Below are 16872 nucleotides of genomic sequence, written 5' to 3' on the forward strand. Positions count from 1 at the left end.
TTGATATCTTTCACCTTTAATTGCTAATCGCTTAGTATGTGTTCATATCAAGCTGACGCTGGACAATGCGCACAATATCAGCGATGTAATCTCCAACAATGGGAAGATTGAGCGCCCCAAGTAGCTGCAAAACGTAAATAATCGTTGCTGCAAAAAAGGTAAACCCAATCGCAATCCCCACACCTCTTGCGGCTCCAGATAACAGGTTAAGCCCGATCAATTTCCATGGTCTGTTCAGCAATTCTGTGTATTGCGCTATTCGGGAACGTTCCAGTTCATTCGCCAGACGGTTCGTCAGGGTATGTAACTCTTCAATTTTGTCATGGGAATTCAGATTATCTGACGTTGATTGTTGTGAAGTGGATGCGGTTTGCTTGTCATGTTCGCTCATGTTTTGGTCAGTTCCTTTGATCAATATAGATTGACTGCACTATAGAATCATTGCCTTATTGCCTAAAAAACAAACGAGCCCAGATACAGGGAATATGTCCCTGCCTCTGCGGCTCGTTTATTTATATCCTATATTCTGTCCTTGTTGAATATTACATAATCCAAATTATGCTTCGATGTATATACCGATCGATTTGCCTCCGGCTTCAACACGTTCCATGGCCTCATTTGTGCCAAATGTCACTTCGGTTACGAGAACATTTTCACGCAACACATCATCAAACGCCTGAATAGCTTCCTGAAGGGATGCATCCACATCCAGTGTCAAACGTACTCTTTTCTCAATCGGCAGGTCCAGACGTTTCCGGGTATCCTGCACAGCACGAACCACTTCACGGACCCAACCTTCCTGTTCCAAGGCTGGCGTGATTTCGGTATTCAGCGCAACCGTCAGACCGTAACCTGATGCTGAAGCAAAACCTGATTTGGCCTGTTTATCAACCAATAATTCTTCGCTCGTCACTTGCAGCTCTTCGCCTTCCGGAGAAACAATGTTCAGCACACCCTCCGAAACCACTTTACGCGTCTCATCAGCCGACATTCCCTTGAAGAAGTTTTGCAAGAATCCTACGTTTTTACCGTATTTCTTACCTGCAACTTTCAGGTTCAGCTTCAATGTAAAGTCAACAAATTCCGCATCATTATGCTCCGTACGGATTCCTTTTACATTAATCTCTTCTTTAATGATCTCTTCATAACTTGCCAGGTCAAACCCTTTATCCAGAGAAACGATCAATTCGGACAGCGGCTGACGTGTCTTGATGCCTGTTTCGTTACGAACGTTACGAGCAAGTTCGACCACGCGGCGAGCCGTCTCCATATCCTGTTCCAGTCCTGCATCAATTAGCGCTTCGTTAGCTACCGGATAGTCTTCCATGTGCACACTCTCACCTGTTGCAAGGTTCAGATAGATGTCTTCTGCCAGCATCGGTGTGAACGGAGCAACCAACTTCGCAGTAGTCACCAGAACCTCAGTTAATGTGCGATATGCGTCCAGTTTATCCTCTGTCAGGCCACTTCCCCAGAAACGGTCACGGGAACGACGGATATACCAGTTACTCAGTTCATCAACAAATGCTTCAATCGCTTTGGAAGAGTTCAGATAGTCATTAACCAGCAACGCTTTTTCTACAACCAGGATCAGGCTGTTAAGTCTCGACAGAATCCAGCGATCCAGCTTGTGTGCGGACAGTTGGAACGGGTGCTCCTGTGGATCAAATCCATCAATGGTAGCATAAAGCGTCAGGAATGCATGGGTGTTGACCAGCGTATCCACCATTTTGGATTTTGCTTCGCCTACGATACCTTTGGAGAAACGTTTGCTGTTCCACGGTGCACTGTCAGACAACAAAGCCCAGCGGAATGCATCTGTACCGTATTCTTCAATTACTTCCCAAGGATCAATAACGTTACCTTTGGATTTGGACATCTTCTGTCCGTTCTCGTCAAGAACGTGTCCTGTAGCCATAACCGCTTTGTAAGGCGCTTTGCCTGTCAAAAGGGTGGAAACCGCCAGCAAGCTGTAGAACCAGCCACGTGTCTGGTCAATCCCTTCACAGATCATATCTGCAGGATACTGCTGTTCGAATACTTCTTTATTTTCAAATGGATAGTGCTGCTGGGCAAACGGCATGGAGCCGCTGTCGAACCAGACATCGATCACTTCCGGTGTACGTTTCATCTCATATTTGCCGCAAGAGCTCATGACTTTAACGTCATCCACATATGGTTTATGCAATTCAAGATTCTCAGACACATCACCTACCGCACGAGCACGCAATTCTGCAATGCTGTGTGGTGCAAATTGTTCGCCAGTCTCCTCGCACACCCAGATGTTCAGCGGAGTTCCCCAATAACGATCACGGCTGATGTTCCAATCCACCAGATCCTCAAGGAATTTCCCGAAGCGACCTTCACGAACGTGACCTGGGTACCAATCCACTTCACTGTTGTTGGCAATCAATTGGTCCTTGATGGCTGTTGTTTGGATAAACCAGCTGTCCATCGCATAGTACAGAAGCGGTGTATCACAACGCCAGCAGAATGGATAGCTGTGCTCATATTTTTCTTTGCTGAACAACCGTCCATGCTCAGACAGATATCTTACGATATCAATATCACAATCCTTCACGAAACGTCCCGCAAAGTCAGTAACCTCAGCGACAAATTTGCCTTCCAAGTCCACCATGTTCACAAAGCTGATCCCATTCTCACGGCATACACGGTAGTCATCTTCACCATGGGCAGGAGCCATGTGTACGATACCCGTACCACTTGCATCCGTTACAAAGCTTGCACCCAGGATGATGTTGGCTTTCTCAGCCTGTACGTAGTTGAACGGAGGATCATACGTTTTGCCAACCAGGTCGGCACCTTTCAGTGCACCGATGATCTCATACTCACCTTTGGTATCTTTCATCACTTTTTCAACCAGATTGGTTGCCATGATGTACACTTCATCACCTTGACGAACACGGGAGTAGTCCATATCGGGATTCACGGCAAGTGCAACGTGTGAAGGCAGTGTCCAAGGTGTTGTCGTCCAAGCCAGTACAAATTCTCCGCTGTCATTCAGTTTGAATTTCGCTGTAGCACTCAGATCTTTGACGTCTTTGTACCCTTGTGCAACTTCATGGGAACTCAGTGTTGTCTGACAAGAAGGACAATACGGGCTCACACGGTGACCACGATACAACAGGCCTTTCTCATGGATTGTCGCCAGGATGTTCCATACACTCTCGATGTAGTTGTTATCAAGGGTGATATACGGGTTATTCATATCCGTCCAATATCCGATACCTTCTGTCAGATCACGCCATTGTTGCTCATACTCGAATACGCTCGCTTTACATTCGTTAATGAATTTCTCCACGCCGTAATCTTCGATTTCCCACTTGTGGGAGATACCAAGCTTCTTCTGTACACCCAGTTCTACAGGCAGACCATGTGTATCCCAACCTGCTTTACGAACAACACGGTAACCCTTCATCGTGTTATACCGTCCAACAAAATCCTTGATTACCCGTCCCAGTACGTGACCGATATGCGGTTTACCGTTTGCTGTAGGCGGCCCTTCATAAAATACGAAGTTTGGCTTGCCCTCCCGGTTTTCGATGGATCTTTTGAATGTATTCTCCGTTTTCCATTTATCTAACACGCGTAATTCTCTGGCACGTGCCTTCTCTTTGACGTCAACTCGTTGCATGATCATTATCTTCCCTTTCTTTGGTTGGATTGTGGACCGTCCACAAAAAGCGTTTCAATCCCCCTAAATCCCCCTTGCCAAGGGGGACCCCATAGGCGCTCCGCCCTCTGGACACCCGGGATAGGTTGTCGGTGGGGGATCGGTGGCGCTTATGGGCGAGGGGGGATGTGCGTAGTGGCGGCCATTTTGCGGCTGTTCCCTGCGTGAACGCCGCCTGGCCTTACCTCGAGGTGGGTGTTGCCGGGTGCTTCGCTTTCCCGGCGGGTGGCTCTCTCCTTGAGGTCCCTGCGGGCCTCATGAACGTTCGCCTTTTTTGGACACAAAAAAGCCCCGTCCCTGGAAAGGGACGAGGCTATACTCGCGTTACCACCCTAATTCTGTTCATCACAAACCACATCCAGGCAAGCCTGGGTATGCTCTGTCATCAACAGCGCTTATGCCCCGCTATACTACCGCAGGGTGCCGTTATAACGTACGGCTTACGGTTCGGCTTACACACGGCAATCAAGATCACCGCTTCAGCGTCACTTCTCCGGGGAGATATTCGGCTATAACTCATCCATTGGTTTGCACCAACCACCAACTCTCTGAGGGATGAGATCATAACGTACTGAACCCGTCATGGAATCACTATTCATTATGAATATAGTTATAGCCTCTTTGCAGACAAAAGTCAACCAGGCGACAGACTAATAAATTTCTTTCATCTCCCGCTCACGGTCACGCACTTCCTGCTCCCGGCTCTCCAGCACTTCCCAACCATCCTGAGTCAACAGTTCAAGCTGCGCTTCAACAAGCGTGCGGAAACGGGCACGATAAATCGAGGCCTGCTTTTTCAGTTCTTCCACTTCCAAAGCAATTTTACGCGATTTTCCCAACGATTCGTTCACGATCCGGTCTGCATTTTTCTCTGCTTCCTTCACGATCAACTGCGCTTCTTTCTTCGCATTACCCTTCACATCATCAGCAGCTTCCTGCGCAATGATGATCGTTTTGCTAAGCGTCTCTTCAATTGTAGAAAAATGATCCAGTTTCTCCTGAACGGACAGCAACTGATTGCTCAGCTCTTTGTTCTCGCGAATGACGCCTTCGTAATCTTTGATGACTTGATCCAGGAATTCATTGACTTCATCCTCGTCATACCCGCGCAAACGTCGGGAAAATTCCTTGTTGTGTATGTCCAGCGGCGTTAATGGCATGCTGTCCACCTCCTGTTAAAGTTCCTTCCCGTCAAGAGAAGGTTTGCAGCATATGGGTACCACCCAAGGGGCCGTATCGTTGATGCCTAACCTTGGCAACGTATACGGAATGCAGGATCAGAATTGCATCCTCCAACGTTCATGTAAAGCTTTGACTTAATCTTTATCGGATACACCGCGTATTTTCTACACCTTTATGATAAACATTTCGACAAGAAAGGGGATTTTCCTGCAACAGACTCAGGCAAATTTGCCGATTTTCACTCGGCAACGCCCTTTTTTGGTCATCCCATCCTGTTCCATAACCTTGAAACGGCCAAATCCCTGAATGGATACGACATCACCCGCTTTTAGCAATTTGGAGGGATCTTCCTCAACCTTCCAGTTCACACGGCAGCGACCAGCTTTGATCGGCACCAGCACTTTACTGCGACTAAGCCGATACACATCTGCGCAGATTCCATCCAAACGAAGAGAAGCGACCGTAATGTCCATCGTCTCCAGTTTGCTCTCTGACCATCGCATCTGATCCAAAGGAAGTAACTCTGTGAACACATGTAACCGATGCACCTGATTCAGTTGAAGCGATAAAAAAGCGCCGGTTTCCGCCGCCACCACTGTATGGCAACCGTCCTCCAGCACTTGGATATCCCCGATCTTTCCACGTTTCATCCCAAGCCCGAGCAGGGAACCCATATAGTCCCCATGCTCCAGCTCCGAGATTTTCTGATCATCAGACGTAATACTGAGCACCTGCATCCCCATATCCTCATCATCCAGATACATATAATCAGGTGCAACCAGCGCACGCTTGCGTTCAGCAGCCTCGTAACCACCATCCAGACGAATCTGAACGTCGTTACGGCGATTGGCAAGAGTCTGTAAGATAAAAACCTGTCTTGGATCAAGAAAGTCAGTTAGCTTCATGTCATGATACTTACCCGCCTGCTCAACCCAATCCGAAGCCTTATCTACAAAATCCCGCTCATCATGGCTAAAATGTTCGTAAATTTCACCGCTCATCTATGTCACCCTACCCTAATAGTCCGTGTTCAAAAAGACCGGTTTTCAGTACCGAGAAGATGGGATAAAGCTAGAAATGGAGTAGCGGAGCGTAGAAAAAACTACGTGAGCAACGGACATTTCGGCTGAATTCCATATTCGATGCTGACGATGCCACTAGGCATCCTTCGTAATCAAAAGCGGACTTTTTGAACAACCTCTAATATGCAAAATACCGAAGTATGGAGATCAGCCCATTAAGCGCAAGTTGCAGAACGATCAGCGCCACAATCGGGGAAATATCCAGCACACCGAACAAAGGCGGTATAAATCGGCGAAACGGTCTTAGATATGGTTCCACTAATTTGCCCAGCCATTCACCGATGAAGCTTTCCCGCGCATTGGGAAGCCAAGACATCAATATGTAGACAATGACCATGTAAAAGTAAATCTGGTATAACGTGTACAACACGCTTTCAATCTGATACAAAAGTGGCTCACCTCATTCTGTTATAATCTTGCTCGCTGTCAGCCAGTATTTCCGTAATTGATCCCTGAATTTCAACCGTATCTGGCGTACAGAGAAAAATGTTTCCGCCGATTTTGGAAATACCGCCACCCAATGCATATACCGTGCCACTCAAAAAATCAATAACGCGCAGCGCTTGGTCCTGGCGAATTCGTTGCAAGTTCACCACAACGGTACGATGCGAACGCAGATGGTCGGCAATTTCCTGAGCCTCGTCATAAGAACGCGGTTCATACAGGACAACTTTAACATTTTTCTGGGAATGAATGCTCACCACATTATTCCCCCTTTGGTTTCTACGTTTATCGAGACTGGAGGTTTCAGCTTCCTGATGTTCAGCCTCATTTTCCTCCTGCGCAGCCATTCGTTCACGTTCCACAATCTCTTCCTCTTCCTGAAGTCCGAGGAAATTCATAAATTTATTCATTACGCCCATCGTGAACCCTCCTCTTTTCCTACGAGAATCGATCCTAGCCGTACCCAGGTTGCCCCTTCTTCAATGGCCACTTCAAAATCATTGGACATTCCCATCGACAGCTCAGTCAATGGCTCTGCTGTAAGGGCTTGTCCATTCAATTGATCTCTCAGCTCACGCAATCCACGAAATACGGGACGCGTCAGCTCCGGATCTTCCTCATGAGGTGCCATAGTCATTAGGCCAACGACCTTGAGATTGTTGAACGAACGAATATCACGCAAAAAAGAACTTGCCTGTTCAGGCTGTAATCCATATTTGCTCTCTTCACCCGAAATATTCACCTGCAAAAACGTTTCCACTTGGATGCCAAGTGAAGCTGCTTTTTTATCCAACTCCTTCGCCAATGACAAACGATCCAGTGAATGTATGTAACGAAACTTGCCAATCACGTCTTTCACCTTGTTTGTCTGCAAATGACCGATAAAGTGCCAGGTACCCTGCTGACCAAAAGCTTCCCATTTGGCCTGTGCATCCTGCCACCGGTTTTCTCCAATATGCTCAAGACCATGATCCAGCACCGATCCCGTTGTTTCAAGTGAGACATATTTCGTGACCGCAATCACATTCACATCATCACGATGACGGTTACTGCGCCGACATGCGTCCTCGATCTTCTGATTTACCTGTTGAATACGCTCCTCCAATGACACAGAGGGTCACCTCTCTTCCAGCCCAATCCAGCTCGCCATCCGTCCTGTATCACCATTTTCCTTCCGATAGGAGAAAAATAGTTCGGGATGACAACTTGTACACCATGTTGTACATTCGATATGATCCGGCATTATTCCTGCTTTCATCATAATGTGTCGATTACATTCTTTCAAGTTTAACATCGTTTTACCGTTATTCACGGCTCGATATGCTTGTTTAGAAGCAGAATCCTTGTATTTATCATTAACCGGGGAATCATCAAACCAAACCCGTACATGCTGCATGACCGCCTCATCCACTTCATAACAGCAATCCCCAATCGACGGACCGATTGCAGCTCGAATGTCCTGCCTACGGCTGCCATACTCCCGTTCCATCGTCTCCACCATGGATACAGCGATACCCGCGACTGTACCTTTCCAGCCGGCATGAGCAAGACCTATCGCCTGCTGCACAGGGTCATAGAAATAAAGCGGAACACAGTCTGCGTAGAAAGAAGTCAACAGCACACCAGGCACATTCGTGACCAATCCATCCGTATCCTGCAATGCAGATTGACGATCAAGTAATCCTCTGCTCCGATCTTCAGCGGTAATTACAGCTACATGTTTGCCATGCACCTGCTCTCCACAGGTCCATGCTTCTGCTGCAAAGCCAAGCTTGTCGGTTACTAGCCTGCGGTTGTTAAGTACAACTTCAGGGTCATCCCCCACATGATAAGCACAATTGAGCGTGGCATACGGAACTTTTCCAACTCCACCATGTCTCGTCGTAAACCCGACTGCCAGCTGTTCAAATTGCTGTGTCCAAGGCTCAACATATAATAATAACGGATCAGGACCGAAATCTGAATTTGGGTTCTTGGTCCGTTCAAGTAATTCTTTATCCAATACAAAGGGTTCCATTATCTCACCTCACCACTTCCAGTGTACCAAATGAGCCACATTCTGTCTCATTTATATCGTTCGACGCTGATTACGTTCCGACCGTTCAATGCGTTCCACTCGCTCTGTGCGGTTATGCTGTTGTTCATCATACAGGCGTGCTTCGCGATCACGCTCGTCATACGTATTTTCCTTCACCTCATCCATCTTCACCAGTATCACATCTGAACCAATCTTCACAATGTTTCTCCAGGGAATCACCAGATCCGTTCCCCCGCCAAAAAGACCCATAAAACGGCTGTACCCTGGCACAACAATCGCTTCAATTCGTCCCTGCTTCAGATCCAGCTCCAAATCACTGATCTGACCGAGGCGTTTACCATCCGTAATGTTAATGACATCCTTTGTCTGAAAGTCCGAGATTTTCATGCCTCGTGCCGCTACTTCGCTCGTATTTACTTTCATTCATTCCCGCCCCCTGTTATTCCTCTTCTTCCCGTTCTTCACGCTTCTATACAATATATGTTTCAGGGGCGAAAAATGTCCTGTTTTTCATCAAATGTGGAAACGGTCCAAAACAAAAAGACGACCAACGGTATACACTGCCCCGATTGATCGTCCTTCTGCCTTTGCATCGTGTTATGACTTTACATGTTTTTGCATCTGCTGTATCGCTGATTTCTCCAGACGTGATACCTGAGCCTGGGAAATGCCAATTTCATCAGCCACTTCCATCTGGGTTTTCCCTTCGAAAAACCGCATCGACAGAATCATTTTTTCCCGCTGACCAAGACGATGCATCGCTTCACGAAGTGCAATTTCCTCGATCCATGACACATCCTTGTTTCTGTCATCGCTGATCTGATCCATAACATAGATCGGATCTCCACCATCATGATAAATCGGTTCGAAGAGCGAGACCGGGTCCTGAATGGCGTCCAATGCAAAAACAACATCTTCCTTCGGCACATTCAGTACTTCCGCAATTTCGAATATCGTCGGTTCCCGGGAATTTTTATTCGTCAGGCTGTCACGGACCTGAAGTGCTTTGTAAGCAATGTCCCTCAAGGAGCGAGATACCCGAATTGGGTTATTATCACGCAGGTATCGACGGATTTCACCGATAATCATCGGCACCGCGTAGGTTGAAAATTTGACATTCTGGGATAAATCAAAATTATCAATGGCTTTCATCAGGCCGATGCAACCAACCTGGAACAGATCATCGACAAACTCCCCCCGATTGTTAAAACGCTGAATGACACTGAGTACCAGACGCAGGTTGCCATTCACTAATTTCTCTCTTGCTGAGCGATCATGGTGTTGCTGAAGGGAATGAAACAATTCCCGCATTTCAGTGTTGGTGAGGACAGGCAATTTTGCGGTGTCCACGCCACAAATCTCGACTTTGTTTCGGGTCATCGTGATTTACCTCCCAAGGAGAAACATTAATGTACATTATCTCCGGGGCAGGCTTTTTTATTCGTACTTGGCACCCTTGCCAGTAATACCCATTCTGACCAATGATGTATTTCAGACCATTTTATTGAACTCCTTGCGAAGTCTTTTAATGATTCTTTTTTCGAGACGAGAGATGTAGGATTGGGAGATTCCTAGGAGATCCGCTACATCTTTTTGTGTCTTTTCTTCCCCATCCGTCAGGCCAAAACGAAGCTCCATAATCATTCGCTCACGCTCCGTTAATTTTTCCAGTGCCTTGTGCAAAAGTTTCCGGTCTACCTGCTCTTCAATATTCCGATAGATTGTATCGTTTTCTGTACCCAATACATCGGATAATAATAGTTCATTTCCATCCCAATCAATGTTGAGCGGTTCATCAAAAGAAACTTCAGTTCGGATCTTACTATTACGTCTCAGGTACATCAAAATTTCATTTTCGATACAACGTGAAGCATAGGTTGCCAGTTTGATTTTCTTTTCCGGGTCAAATGTATTAACTGCCTTGATCAATCCGATCGCTCCAATGGAGACCAAATCCTCAATATTGATTCCTGTGTTTTCAAACTTTCGTGCAATGTACACCACCAGACGCAGGTTGCGCTCAATGAGCATCGCGCGAATGGCCGAGTCTCCCGAGGATAATTTTTGCAGCAAAAATTCTTCCTCTTCCCTTGTCAAAGGCGGCGGAAGTGCCTCACTTCCCCCAATATAATAGATCTCTTCGCTTTTGAGTCCCAACAAAAATAACAGACGGTAATATTGCAGCTGCGCCACCAGTTTCCATTTCACAAGCATGTACGTTCCTCCTATACCACATTCAGCGGCTTTTCTGTTGCTCCCGCAGAGAGAGCCGTAGACTGCGCAGAAGCAGCGTCTTGCACAAGTTCAGGATGAATCACGGCCTGGTATTTCCCATCCGACGACAAAACACCTCCATCCAGCCCAATGAGTACTCTTGTCGTCTCATAACATGTTTCCTCCATCGTCACCTTCACCCGGTCCGGCTTCATTGCCAGCATAAACGCAGTCCCTTTGTTAATGCCCCGATAAGGCACCAGCCGCAGTCGATCCTGCCACTGAAAACTTTCCTGATCAAGCTCCAGAATAAGGTTGTCCGGCGCCTCGTCCTTGAGTCTACCCTTCCATGAAGCGGGTAACATGTCTTGCCATAACGAAACCTCCATCACCATGACCGGCATGCGCGATAAGGGATCTGTAAGTTGATTGCCCGTATCCAGAAGGCCTGTACAAGAAATGACTACCTCATCGATGCAGACCTCAACTTTACCCAAATAGGTCGTCATGCGATCCGTTTTCCGTTTTGAGCTCTGCACAGCTTTGAATAAAAACAGGACAGAAAAAAATACGATAAACGTGAACCAGAAAGCAATTTTCAGATCAAATGACATACCGCCAGAAGCCGTGAACCAAATGCCGTTAAACAACTCACCGGAGCTCTGAAGCATGTAATGCACACCCAGAATACCTCCGGCAGCGACAAAATTAATCACATAGAAGGTACCGAGCGTCCTCGCAAAAGCCTGCAGACCTTTAAAACCAAAAGCAATCGTAAGCATGACCAGCGAGAACCCGAACTTGATCAGAAAGGTGAACATAAAATCAAACTCCGGTACAAACATCATGACCACGTATAATGCACCCACAATGGCTGACAGCAACCATCGCCACCAAACCAGCTTTGTCTTGCGCATCCAGGCGGTCATTCCGATGAGTGCACCGTCAATACACAGGTTTGTCAAAAAAATCAGATCCACATAAACAACCAAAGTCTTCACCTGCCTGCGCGCAACATATCGAAATACCGGTACCCGATATCCTGATATTCATGAGCATATTCACAAGTATACGGAGCCCCCTGTTCAAAGTCTGTCTAATCATGGGGGTGTGGTTCCAACTTTTTTTGTCGGAATTGCTCAGGCCCTTTGTTCAGAATTTGTTCATTACTGTATGCTATGATATCTAAATAAACAAAAAAACCCGGTCGCTCCATAAGGAGTACCGGGTTTCCAATAAATTAATTTGCGTATTAATCGTTGTTATTATTGCGTGAACGATTGCGTAAAAATGTCGGAATGTCCAGCTGATCATTGCTCGGCTGATTTCCGAAAGGACGCAGGTTCGGCGAACGCGTATCTGTTGTCTCCGCTGTTGCTGGAGCTGGCTTACGTCCTGGTGGTGGTGGAGCAGGTTTATCTTCAAAACCAGTTGCAATAACTGTAACCTTAATCTCCTCTTTCAGGTCTTCGTCAATGATGGCACCAAAGATCATATTCACTTCCGGGTCGGAAGCAGATGTTACGATCTCTGCCGCTTCGTTCACTTCATACAGGGACAGATTAACGCCACCCGTAATGTTCATGATTACGCCGCGAGCACCTTCAATAGAAGTTTCAAGCAAAGGACTCATAATGGCTTTCCGTGCTGCTTCTGCGGCACGATTCTCACCAGTCGATTCACCAATCCCCATGAGGGCTGAACCACGTTCGTGCATAATCGTTTTGACGTCAGCAAAGTCAAGGTTGATCAGACCCGGCACAGCGATCAAATCAGAGATACCTTGTACCGCTTGACGAAGTACGTTATCCGCTTGACGGAACGCTTCAAGCATAGGTGTCTTTTTATCTACGATTTCGAGCAAACGATCATTAGGAATAACGATCAATGTGTCGACTTTTTCCTTGAGAGCCTCAATACCTTGCTCTGCATGGCTGGAACGTTTGCGTCCTTCAAATGTAAATGGGCGAGTTACGACACCCACTGTAAGTGCACCACACTCTTTAGCGATTTCGGCAATAACCGGAGCCGCACCTGTACCTGTACCACCGCCCATACCGGCTGTAACAAATACCATGTCTGCACCTTTCAACGTGTTCATGATCAGATCGCGGGACTCTTCCGCTGCTTTTTTACCTACATCCGGGTTGGCGCCAGCACCAAGACCACGAGTCAATTTATCACCGATTTGCAATTTATGCTCGGATTTCGCCAGGTGTAACGCCTGAGCATCCGTATTCACCGTAATAAATTCAACACCTTGTACACCATTTTCAATCATACGGTTGACTGCATTGCTTCCGCCGCCGCCTACACCGATGACTTTAATTTGAGCCAAGCTCTCCATCTCGAAATCAAATTCCAACATATTATTCCATCTCCCCCTCAATGTGCATGGATGGCCCGTCCAATTTTTGATTTGAACCGAATCAATTTCATATATCGACGAACGAAAGCGTTTATTTTAGTACCGGCGCATTCAGACGGCTTCAAGAATGTATGAAATGGATCCAACCTGTTATATAAATTCGCTGAACATATTCTTCAGCCGCTCGAACAGACCGGGTTTTTGCTCCGATTCCTGTGCCGTATTTGGCTTCGGACGGTTGGTCGGTTTCTTGTTGTTATTATTGTTGTTGTTGTTATTTCCACCGCCGTTATTGATCGAGGGACGAATGCGTAAACTGCGAATTACACTGTGCAATATGCCAACTCCGCTTGTAAACCCGGGGTCACGCACACCAATATAATCCGGAACTGCAACTCGTACCGAAGCAGCAAGCTCATGCTGAGCGACCTGCAGAACCCCCGGCATAGAGACCGTACCTCCCGTAAGTATATAACCTCCAGGAAGCTCGTTGTAACCAAGACGCTTCACTTCTTGGGATATCATCTGGAATATTTCCTGAACCCTAGGTTCAATAATTGCTGCCAGATCCTCCTGTGAAAACTCCTTGTCTACATTACTGCCAATTCGGGTGACTTTGAACATCACATCCGCAGCAGCATCATCCAGCCAGGCGCAGCCATATTTCAGTTTCACCTTCTCTGCCTGATCCGTTAACGTGCGTAAGCCATAGGCGATATCATTTGTTACGAATTCCCCACCTATAGGCAACGTTGAGGTTGCAACAAGACTGTCTTCTTCAAAAATGGCGATGGTTGTTGCACCTGCTCCAATATCAACAAGCACTGAACCCATCGTTTTTTCATCTTTGGACAAAGCCAGTTGACCCGCTCCAAGCGACATGAGAACCAGATCGCTTACTTTCAGACCCGCTTTTTCCACGCAGCGCAAAAGATTATGTATCGCGGTTTTTGCACCCGTTATGATCGTTGCTTCAACTTCCAGACGAACACCAATCATACCACGGGGGTCCTGTATGCCCTCCAAGCCATCTACAACATATTGCTTGGCGACAACATCAATAATTTCCCGTTCCGGCGGAACTGCAATGACTTCGGCTGCTTTCAACACCCGTTCCATGTCTTCTTCTCCGATTTCACGATCCTCGTTAGACACAGCCACGACGCCGTGACTGCTCATCAGTCCGATATGATTTCCCGAGATTCCAACATACACTTCGGATATTTGAATACCTACCATACGTTCTGCATGATCCACTGCGTTGCGAATCGACTGCACCGTCTGATCGATATCTACGATTACACCTTTGCGAATTCCCTCCGAGTCGGCAGATCCAACTCCTATAATATTAAAGGTTCCATTATTCATTTCCCCAATAATAGCGCGAATTTTGGATGTACCGATGTCCAAACTAACAATGATGTCATTGTTGCTCAAGTCTGTGGCACCTCCTGACTCCAATAGTAAATTACGTTCGAATTTAAACACTCTTAAAACATATTCAACACACTTCAGGCTTTCCCTCTTTTTTCTACAATGTTTTTGGGTGTCAAAATCTGGTTGCCAGACATAAAACATTGAAGAAAAAAGAAGGAGGCAACTCATGTGCCATAAGTTCAAGTGTATCATTTTTTCTTCATCTCAGAAAGAACAAGTTTCATTGCTCTGACGGGGTCAAACCCCGACCTGCCTAGGCTTTCATATTCAGTCCAGCCTCATCATGGCAAAGATCAGGGGCTTGCTCCTGGTTCAGCATCATCTTCCGGGTCATCCGGGATGAAAGGGACATAGGTATCTGCCTCAAGCATGGTGATTTTCCCAGGCCGTTCGGTCTCAATCACCTGATTCAGATACTCCACTTTATCCGATAAAAGAGAGACGGTTGTAATCACTTCAAACTGCGATTTGGTATACATCCGAATCTGATCCGGAAATGAAGGCGTTGGATTCGGAATAATTTCCGAAATATCCGTCGTCAATTCATTCGGAATTTTAGCCAGTGTCTGGCTCAGTTTGGCTTTGAGTGGATCATCAGCCTTCCATTGGGTCAATATAGGCTTCTCCACAGCAACACCAATTGTTGCCGGAACCGTCAAACTTGTCCCACTGGCTAATATCGCTTTTAGCGTACCGTCAGAACCAAGCTCATAAGCAACCGTGGCATATTCCTGAACCTTGATATGGATAATCCCCGGAAATTGCTTGTCCACGGTAACGGTGGAAATCGCCTTGATGGTCTTGAGACGCTCAATAACCTCGGCAGTACTTGTCCCAAAAAATTGTTCGCCTTCTTTCAGTCCGCTTTTCTCCAGCAGTTCTGAAGTTGCTGTATATACATTACCCGTAATTTCAATTGCCGAAATCCGACTCATGGAAGAACGAAAGAATAATACAGCCAGCAATACAATAAATAATAATAAGAGAATAATTACAATTTTGCGGCTTGTGTTTCCTTTTGGCCGATTCTTCTTCAGAACCGGAATTTGACTTTTAGGCATAAGTAGCGCTCCACAAAGCCTCAGGTCCCCTCCCTTCAAGAAGGGGACGCCAAGGACGTTAATTGGCAAAATCCAACTGTTTCGAAACGGGCGACTGTCGCTCAACCGATGCTCCAAGACTTTGGAATAACTTCTCGATCTGATCGTAGCCCCGGTCAATATGATGCACTTGCTCCACAACCGTTTTGCCTTGAGCAGCCAGACCAGCAATTACAAGAGCTGCACCTGCACGAAGATCGGTTGCTTCTACTGTAGCCCCGTACAGACGGGGAACACCACGGATAAATGCTGCGTTCAGATCGACTGAAATATCAGCCCCCATCACATTCAGTTCATCCACATGTTTGAACCGACCCTCGAATACCGTTTCCTTCATCACACTGAATCCGTCTGCCAGACTGAGCAGCACCATGATTTGAGATTGCAAATCTGTCGGAAACGAAGGATACGGAGAAGTCACAATACGGTCTACTGATTTGGGACGGCTCATACAGCTCACCGTCATTATATCATTGCAGACTGTGATTTGAACACCAGTGCGCTTCAATACATGTATAAGTGAAGTAAGATGAGCAGGATTGCAGTGTGTAAGCGTAACATTGCCTCGTGTTGCTGCTGCTGCAATCATCACGGTTCCGGCAACGATTCGATCCGGTATAATCTCATAGGAGCAAGGCTTCAGTTTCTCAACGCCATTGATCGTGATTGTATCCGTTCCTGCACCAATAATGCTTGCACCCATAGCATTCAAAAAGTGTTGCAGGTCCTGGATTTCAGGTTCTCTTGCGGCGTTGCAGATGGTTGTCGTCCCTTTAGCCATAACGGCTGCCATCATGATATTCTCGGTCGCTCCCACACTTGGGAAGTCCAAATGAATATCTGTACCCACCAGATTGTGCCCATGACAGATAATCTGTTGGTCCTGCTCTTCAATCAAAGCTCCGAGCGCTTCCAGGCCCCGGAGGTGAAGATCAATTTTGCGTTCTCCAATGGCACAGCCTCCTGGCTGATACACTGACACTTGCCCAAACTTAGCCAGCAATGGTCCCATCAAAAAAATGGAAGAGCGCATCTGCTTCATTAGATCTTCTGGCACATCATATGACCGGATAGACGAGGTATTAATCGTCACTGTTCCCTGTTCATGCCGACACGTGCATCCAAGCCGTTCCAGGATATACAGCATCACTTCAATGTCCAGCAAGTGTGGAACGTTATGCAGTGTAACTTCTCCATCTGCCAACAAACTTGCGGCCATAATCGGTAAAGCGGCATTTTTTGCTCCATGGATGCGTATGGATCCTGAGAGGGGTTTCCCGCCTTCAATCACCAATTTGTCCAATGTATCACCT

16 protein-coding genes and 1 other annotated feature are annotated in these 16872 nt (G+C 46.7%); all 16 genes read right to left on the reverse strand.

From position 1 onward, the window contains the following. Positions 1-31: 31 nt before the first annotated feature. The 16 genes from BS614_RS24370 to murA all read right to left on the reverse strand — a co-directional run bounded on the left by BS614_RS24370 (position 32) and on the right by murA (position 16862). A complete protein-coding gene (locus tag BS614_RS24370; RefSeq protein ID WP_017687319.1) occupies positions 32-391 on the reverse strand; it encodes a DUF5665 domain-containing protein in 360 nt (119 codons plus the stop codon). A gap of 165 nt (positions 392-556) precedes the next feature. Next, complete coding sequence (gene ileS / locus BS614_RS24375) at positions 557-3655, reverse strand: isoleucine--tRNA ligase (RefSeq protein WP_074095845.1); 3099 nt, start codon at positions 3653-3655, stop codon at positions 557-559. A 339-nt stretch (positions 3656-3994) separates the two neighbouring features. After that, positions 3995-4287, reverse strand: a binding site (T-box leader). A gap of 57 nt (positions 4288-4344) precedes the next feature. After that, complete coding sequence (locus tag BS614_RS24385; RefSeq protein ID WP_017687316.1) at positions 4345-4854, reverse strand: DivIVA domain-containing protein; 510 nt, start codon at positions 4852-4854, stop codon at positions 4345-4347. A 240-nt stretch (positions 4855-5094) separates the two neighbouring features. Beyond that, positions 5095-5877, reverse strand: a complete 783-nt coding sequence (locus BS614_RS24390) for a YlmH family RNA-binding protein (RefSeq protein WP_047843744.1) — start codon at positions 5875-5877, stop codon at positions 5095-5097. Between the two features lie 199 nt (positions 5878-6076). Then, positions 6077-6295 carry a YggT family protein gene (locus tag BS614_RS24395; protein WP_047844437.1) on the reverse strand — a complete coding sequence of 73 codons (219 nt, stop codon included), beginning with the start codon at positions 6293-6295 and terminating at the stop codon, positions 6077-6079. A gap of 58 nt (positions 6296-6353) precedes the next feature. Further along, positions 6354-6821: a cell division protein SepF gene (locus BS614_RS24400; RefSeq protein WP_036614853.1), complete on the reverse strand. Its 468-nt coding sequence runs from the start codon at positions 6819-6821 to the stop codon at positions 6354-6356. Continuing rightward, positions 6812-7513 carry a YggS family pyridoxal phosphate-dependent enzyme gene (locus tag BS614_RS24405; protein WP_036614854.1) on the reverse strand — a complete coding sequence of 234 codons (702 nt, stop codon included), beginning with the start codon at positions 7511-7513 and terminating at the stop codon, positions 6812-6814. Before BS614_RS24405 ends, BS614_RS24400 begins: the two co-directional genes overlap by 10 nt. A gap of 6 nt (positions 7514-7519) precedes the next feature. Continuing rightward, complete coding sequence (pgeF, locus tag BS614_RS24410; protein ID WP_074095847.1) at positions 7520-8419, reverse strand: peptidoglycan editing factor PgeF; 900 nt, start codon at positions 8417-8419, stop codon at positions 7520-7522. A 51-nt stretch (positions 8420-8470) separates the two neighbouring features. Beyond that, positions 8471-8863, reverse strand: coding sequence for a YlmC/YmxH family sporulation protein (locus tag BS614_RS24415; protein ID WP_017687310.1), 393 nt, complete (start codon positions 8861-8863; stop codon positions 8471-8473). Positions 8864-9037: 174 nt separating this feature from the next. Then, positions 9038-9820, reverse strand: coding sequence for an RNA polymerase sporulation sigma factor SigG (gene sigG, locus BS614_RS24420; RefSeq protein WP_017687309.1), 783 nt, complete (start codon positions 9818-9820; stop codon positions 9038-9040). Positions 9821-9931: 111 nt separating this feature from the next. Further along, complete coding sequence (gene sigE, locus BS614_RS24425; protein WP_017687308.1) at positions 9932-10654, reverse strand: RNA polymerase sporulation sigma factor SigE; 723 nt, start codon at positions 10652-10654, stop codon at positions 9932-9934. Positions 10655-10665: 11 nt separating this feature from the next. Then, positions 10666-11646: a sigma-E processing peptidase SpoIIGA gene (gene spoIIGA, locus BS614_RS24430; RefSeq protein ID WP_036614861.1), complete on the reverse strand. Its 981-nt coding sequence runs from the start codon at positions 11644-11646 to the stop codon at positions 10666-10668. Between the two features lie 260 nt (positions 11647-11906). Further along, complete coding sequence (gene ftsZ, locus BS614_RS24435; protein WP_017687306.1) at positions 11907-13022, reverse strand: cell division protein FtsZ; 1116 nt, start codon at positions 13020-13022, stop codon at positions 11907-11909. Positions 13023-13172: 150 nt separating this feature from the next. Next, positions 13173-14459 (reverse strand): cell division protein FtsA, encoded by a 1287-nt coding sequence (gene ftsA, locus BS614_RS24440; protein ID WP_074095848.1) that lies wholly within the window; start codon positions 14457-14459, stop codon positions 13173-13175. 293 nt (positions 14460-14752) lie between these two features. Next, positions 14753-15520, reverse strand: a complete 768-nt coding sequence (locus BS614_RS24445) for a cell division protein FtsQ/DivIB (protein WP_017687304.1) — start codon at positions 15518-15520, stop codon at positions 14753-14755. Between the two features lie 58 nt (positions 15521-15578). Next, positions 15579-16862 (reverse strand): UDP-N-acetylglucosamine 1-carboxyvinyltransferase, encoded by a 1284-nt coding sequence (murA, locus tag BS614_RS24450; protein ID WP_036614867.1) that lies wholly within the window; start codon positions 16860-16862, stop codon positions 15579-15581. Positions 16863-16872: the final 10 nt, after the last annotated feature.

The sequence above is a fragment of the Paenibacillus xylanexedens genome, from assembly GCF_001908275.1.
Lineage (GTDB): Bacteria > Bacillota > Bacilli > Paenibacillales > Paenibacillaceae > Paenibacillus > Paenibacillus xylanexedens_A.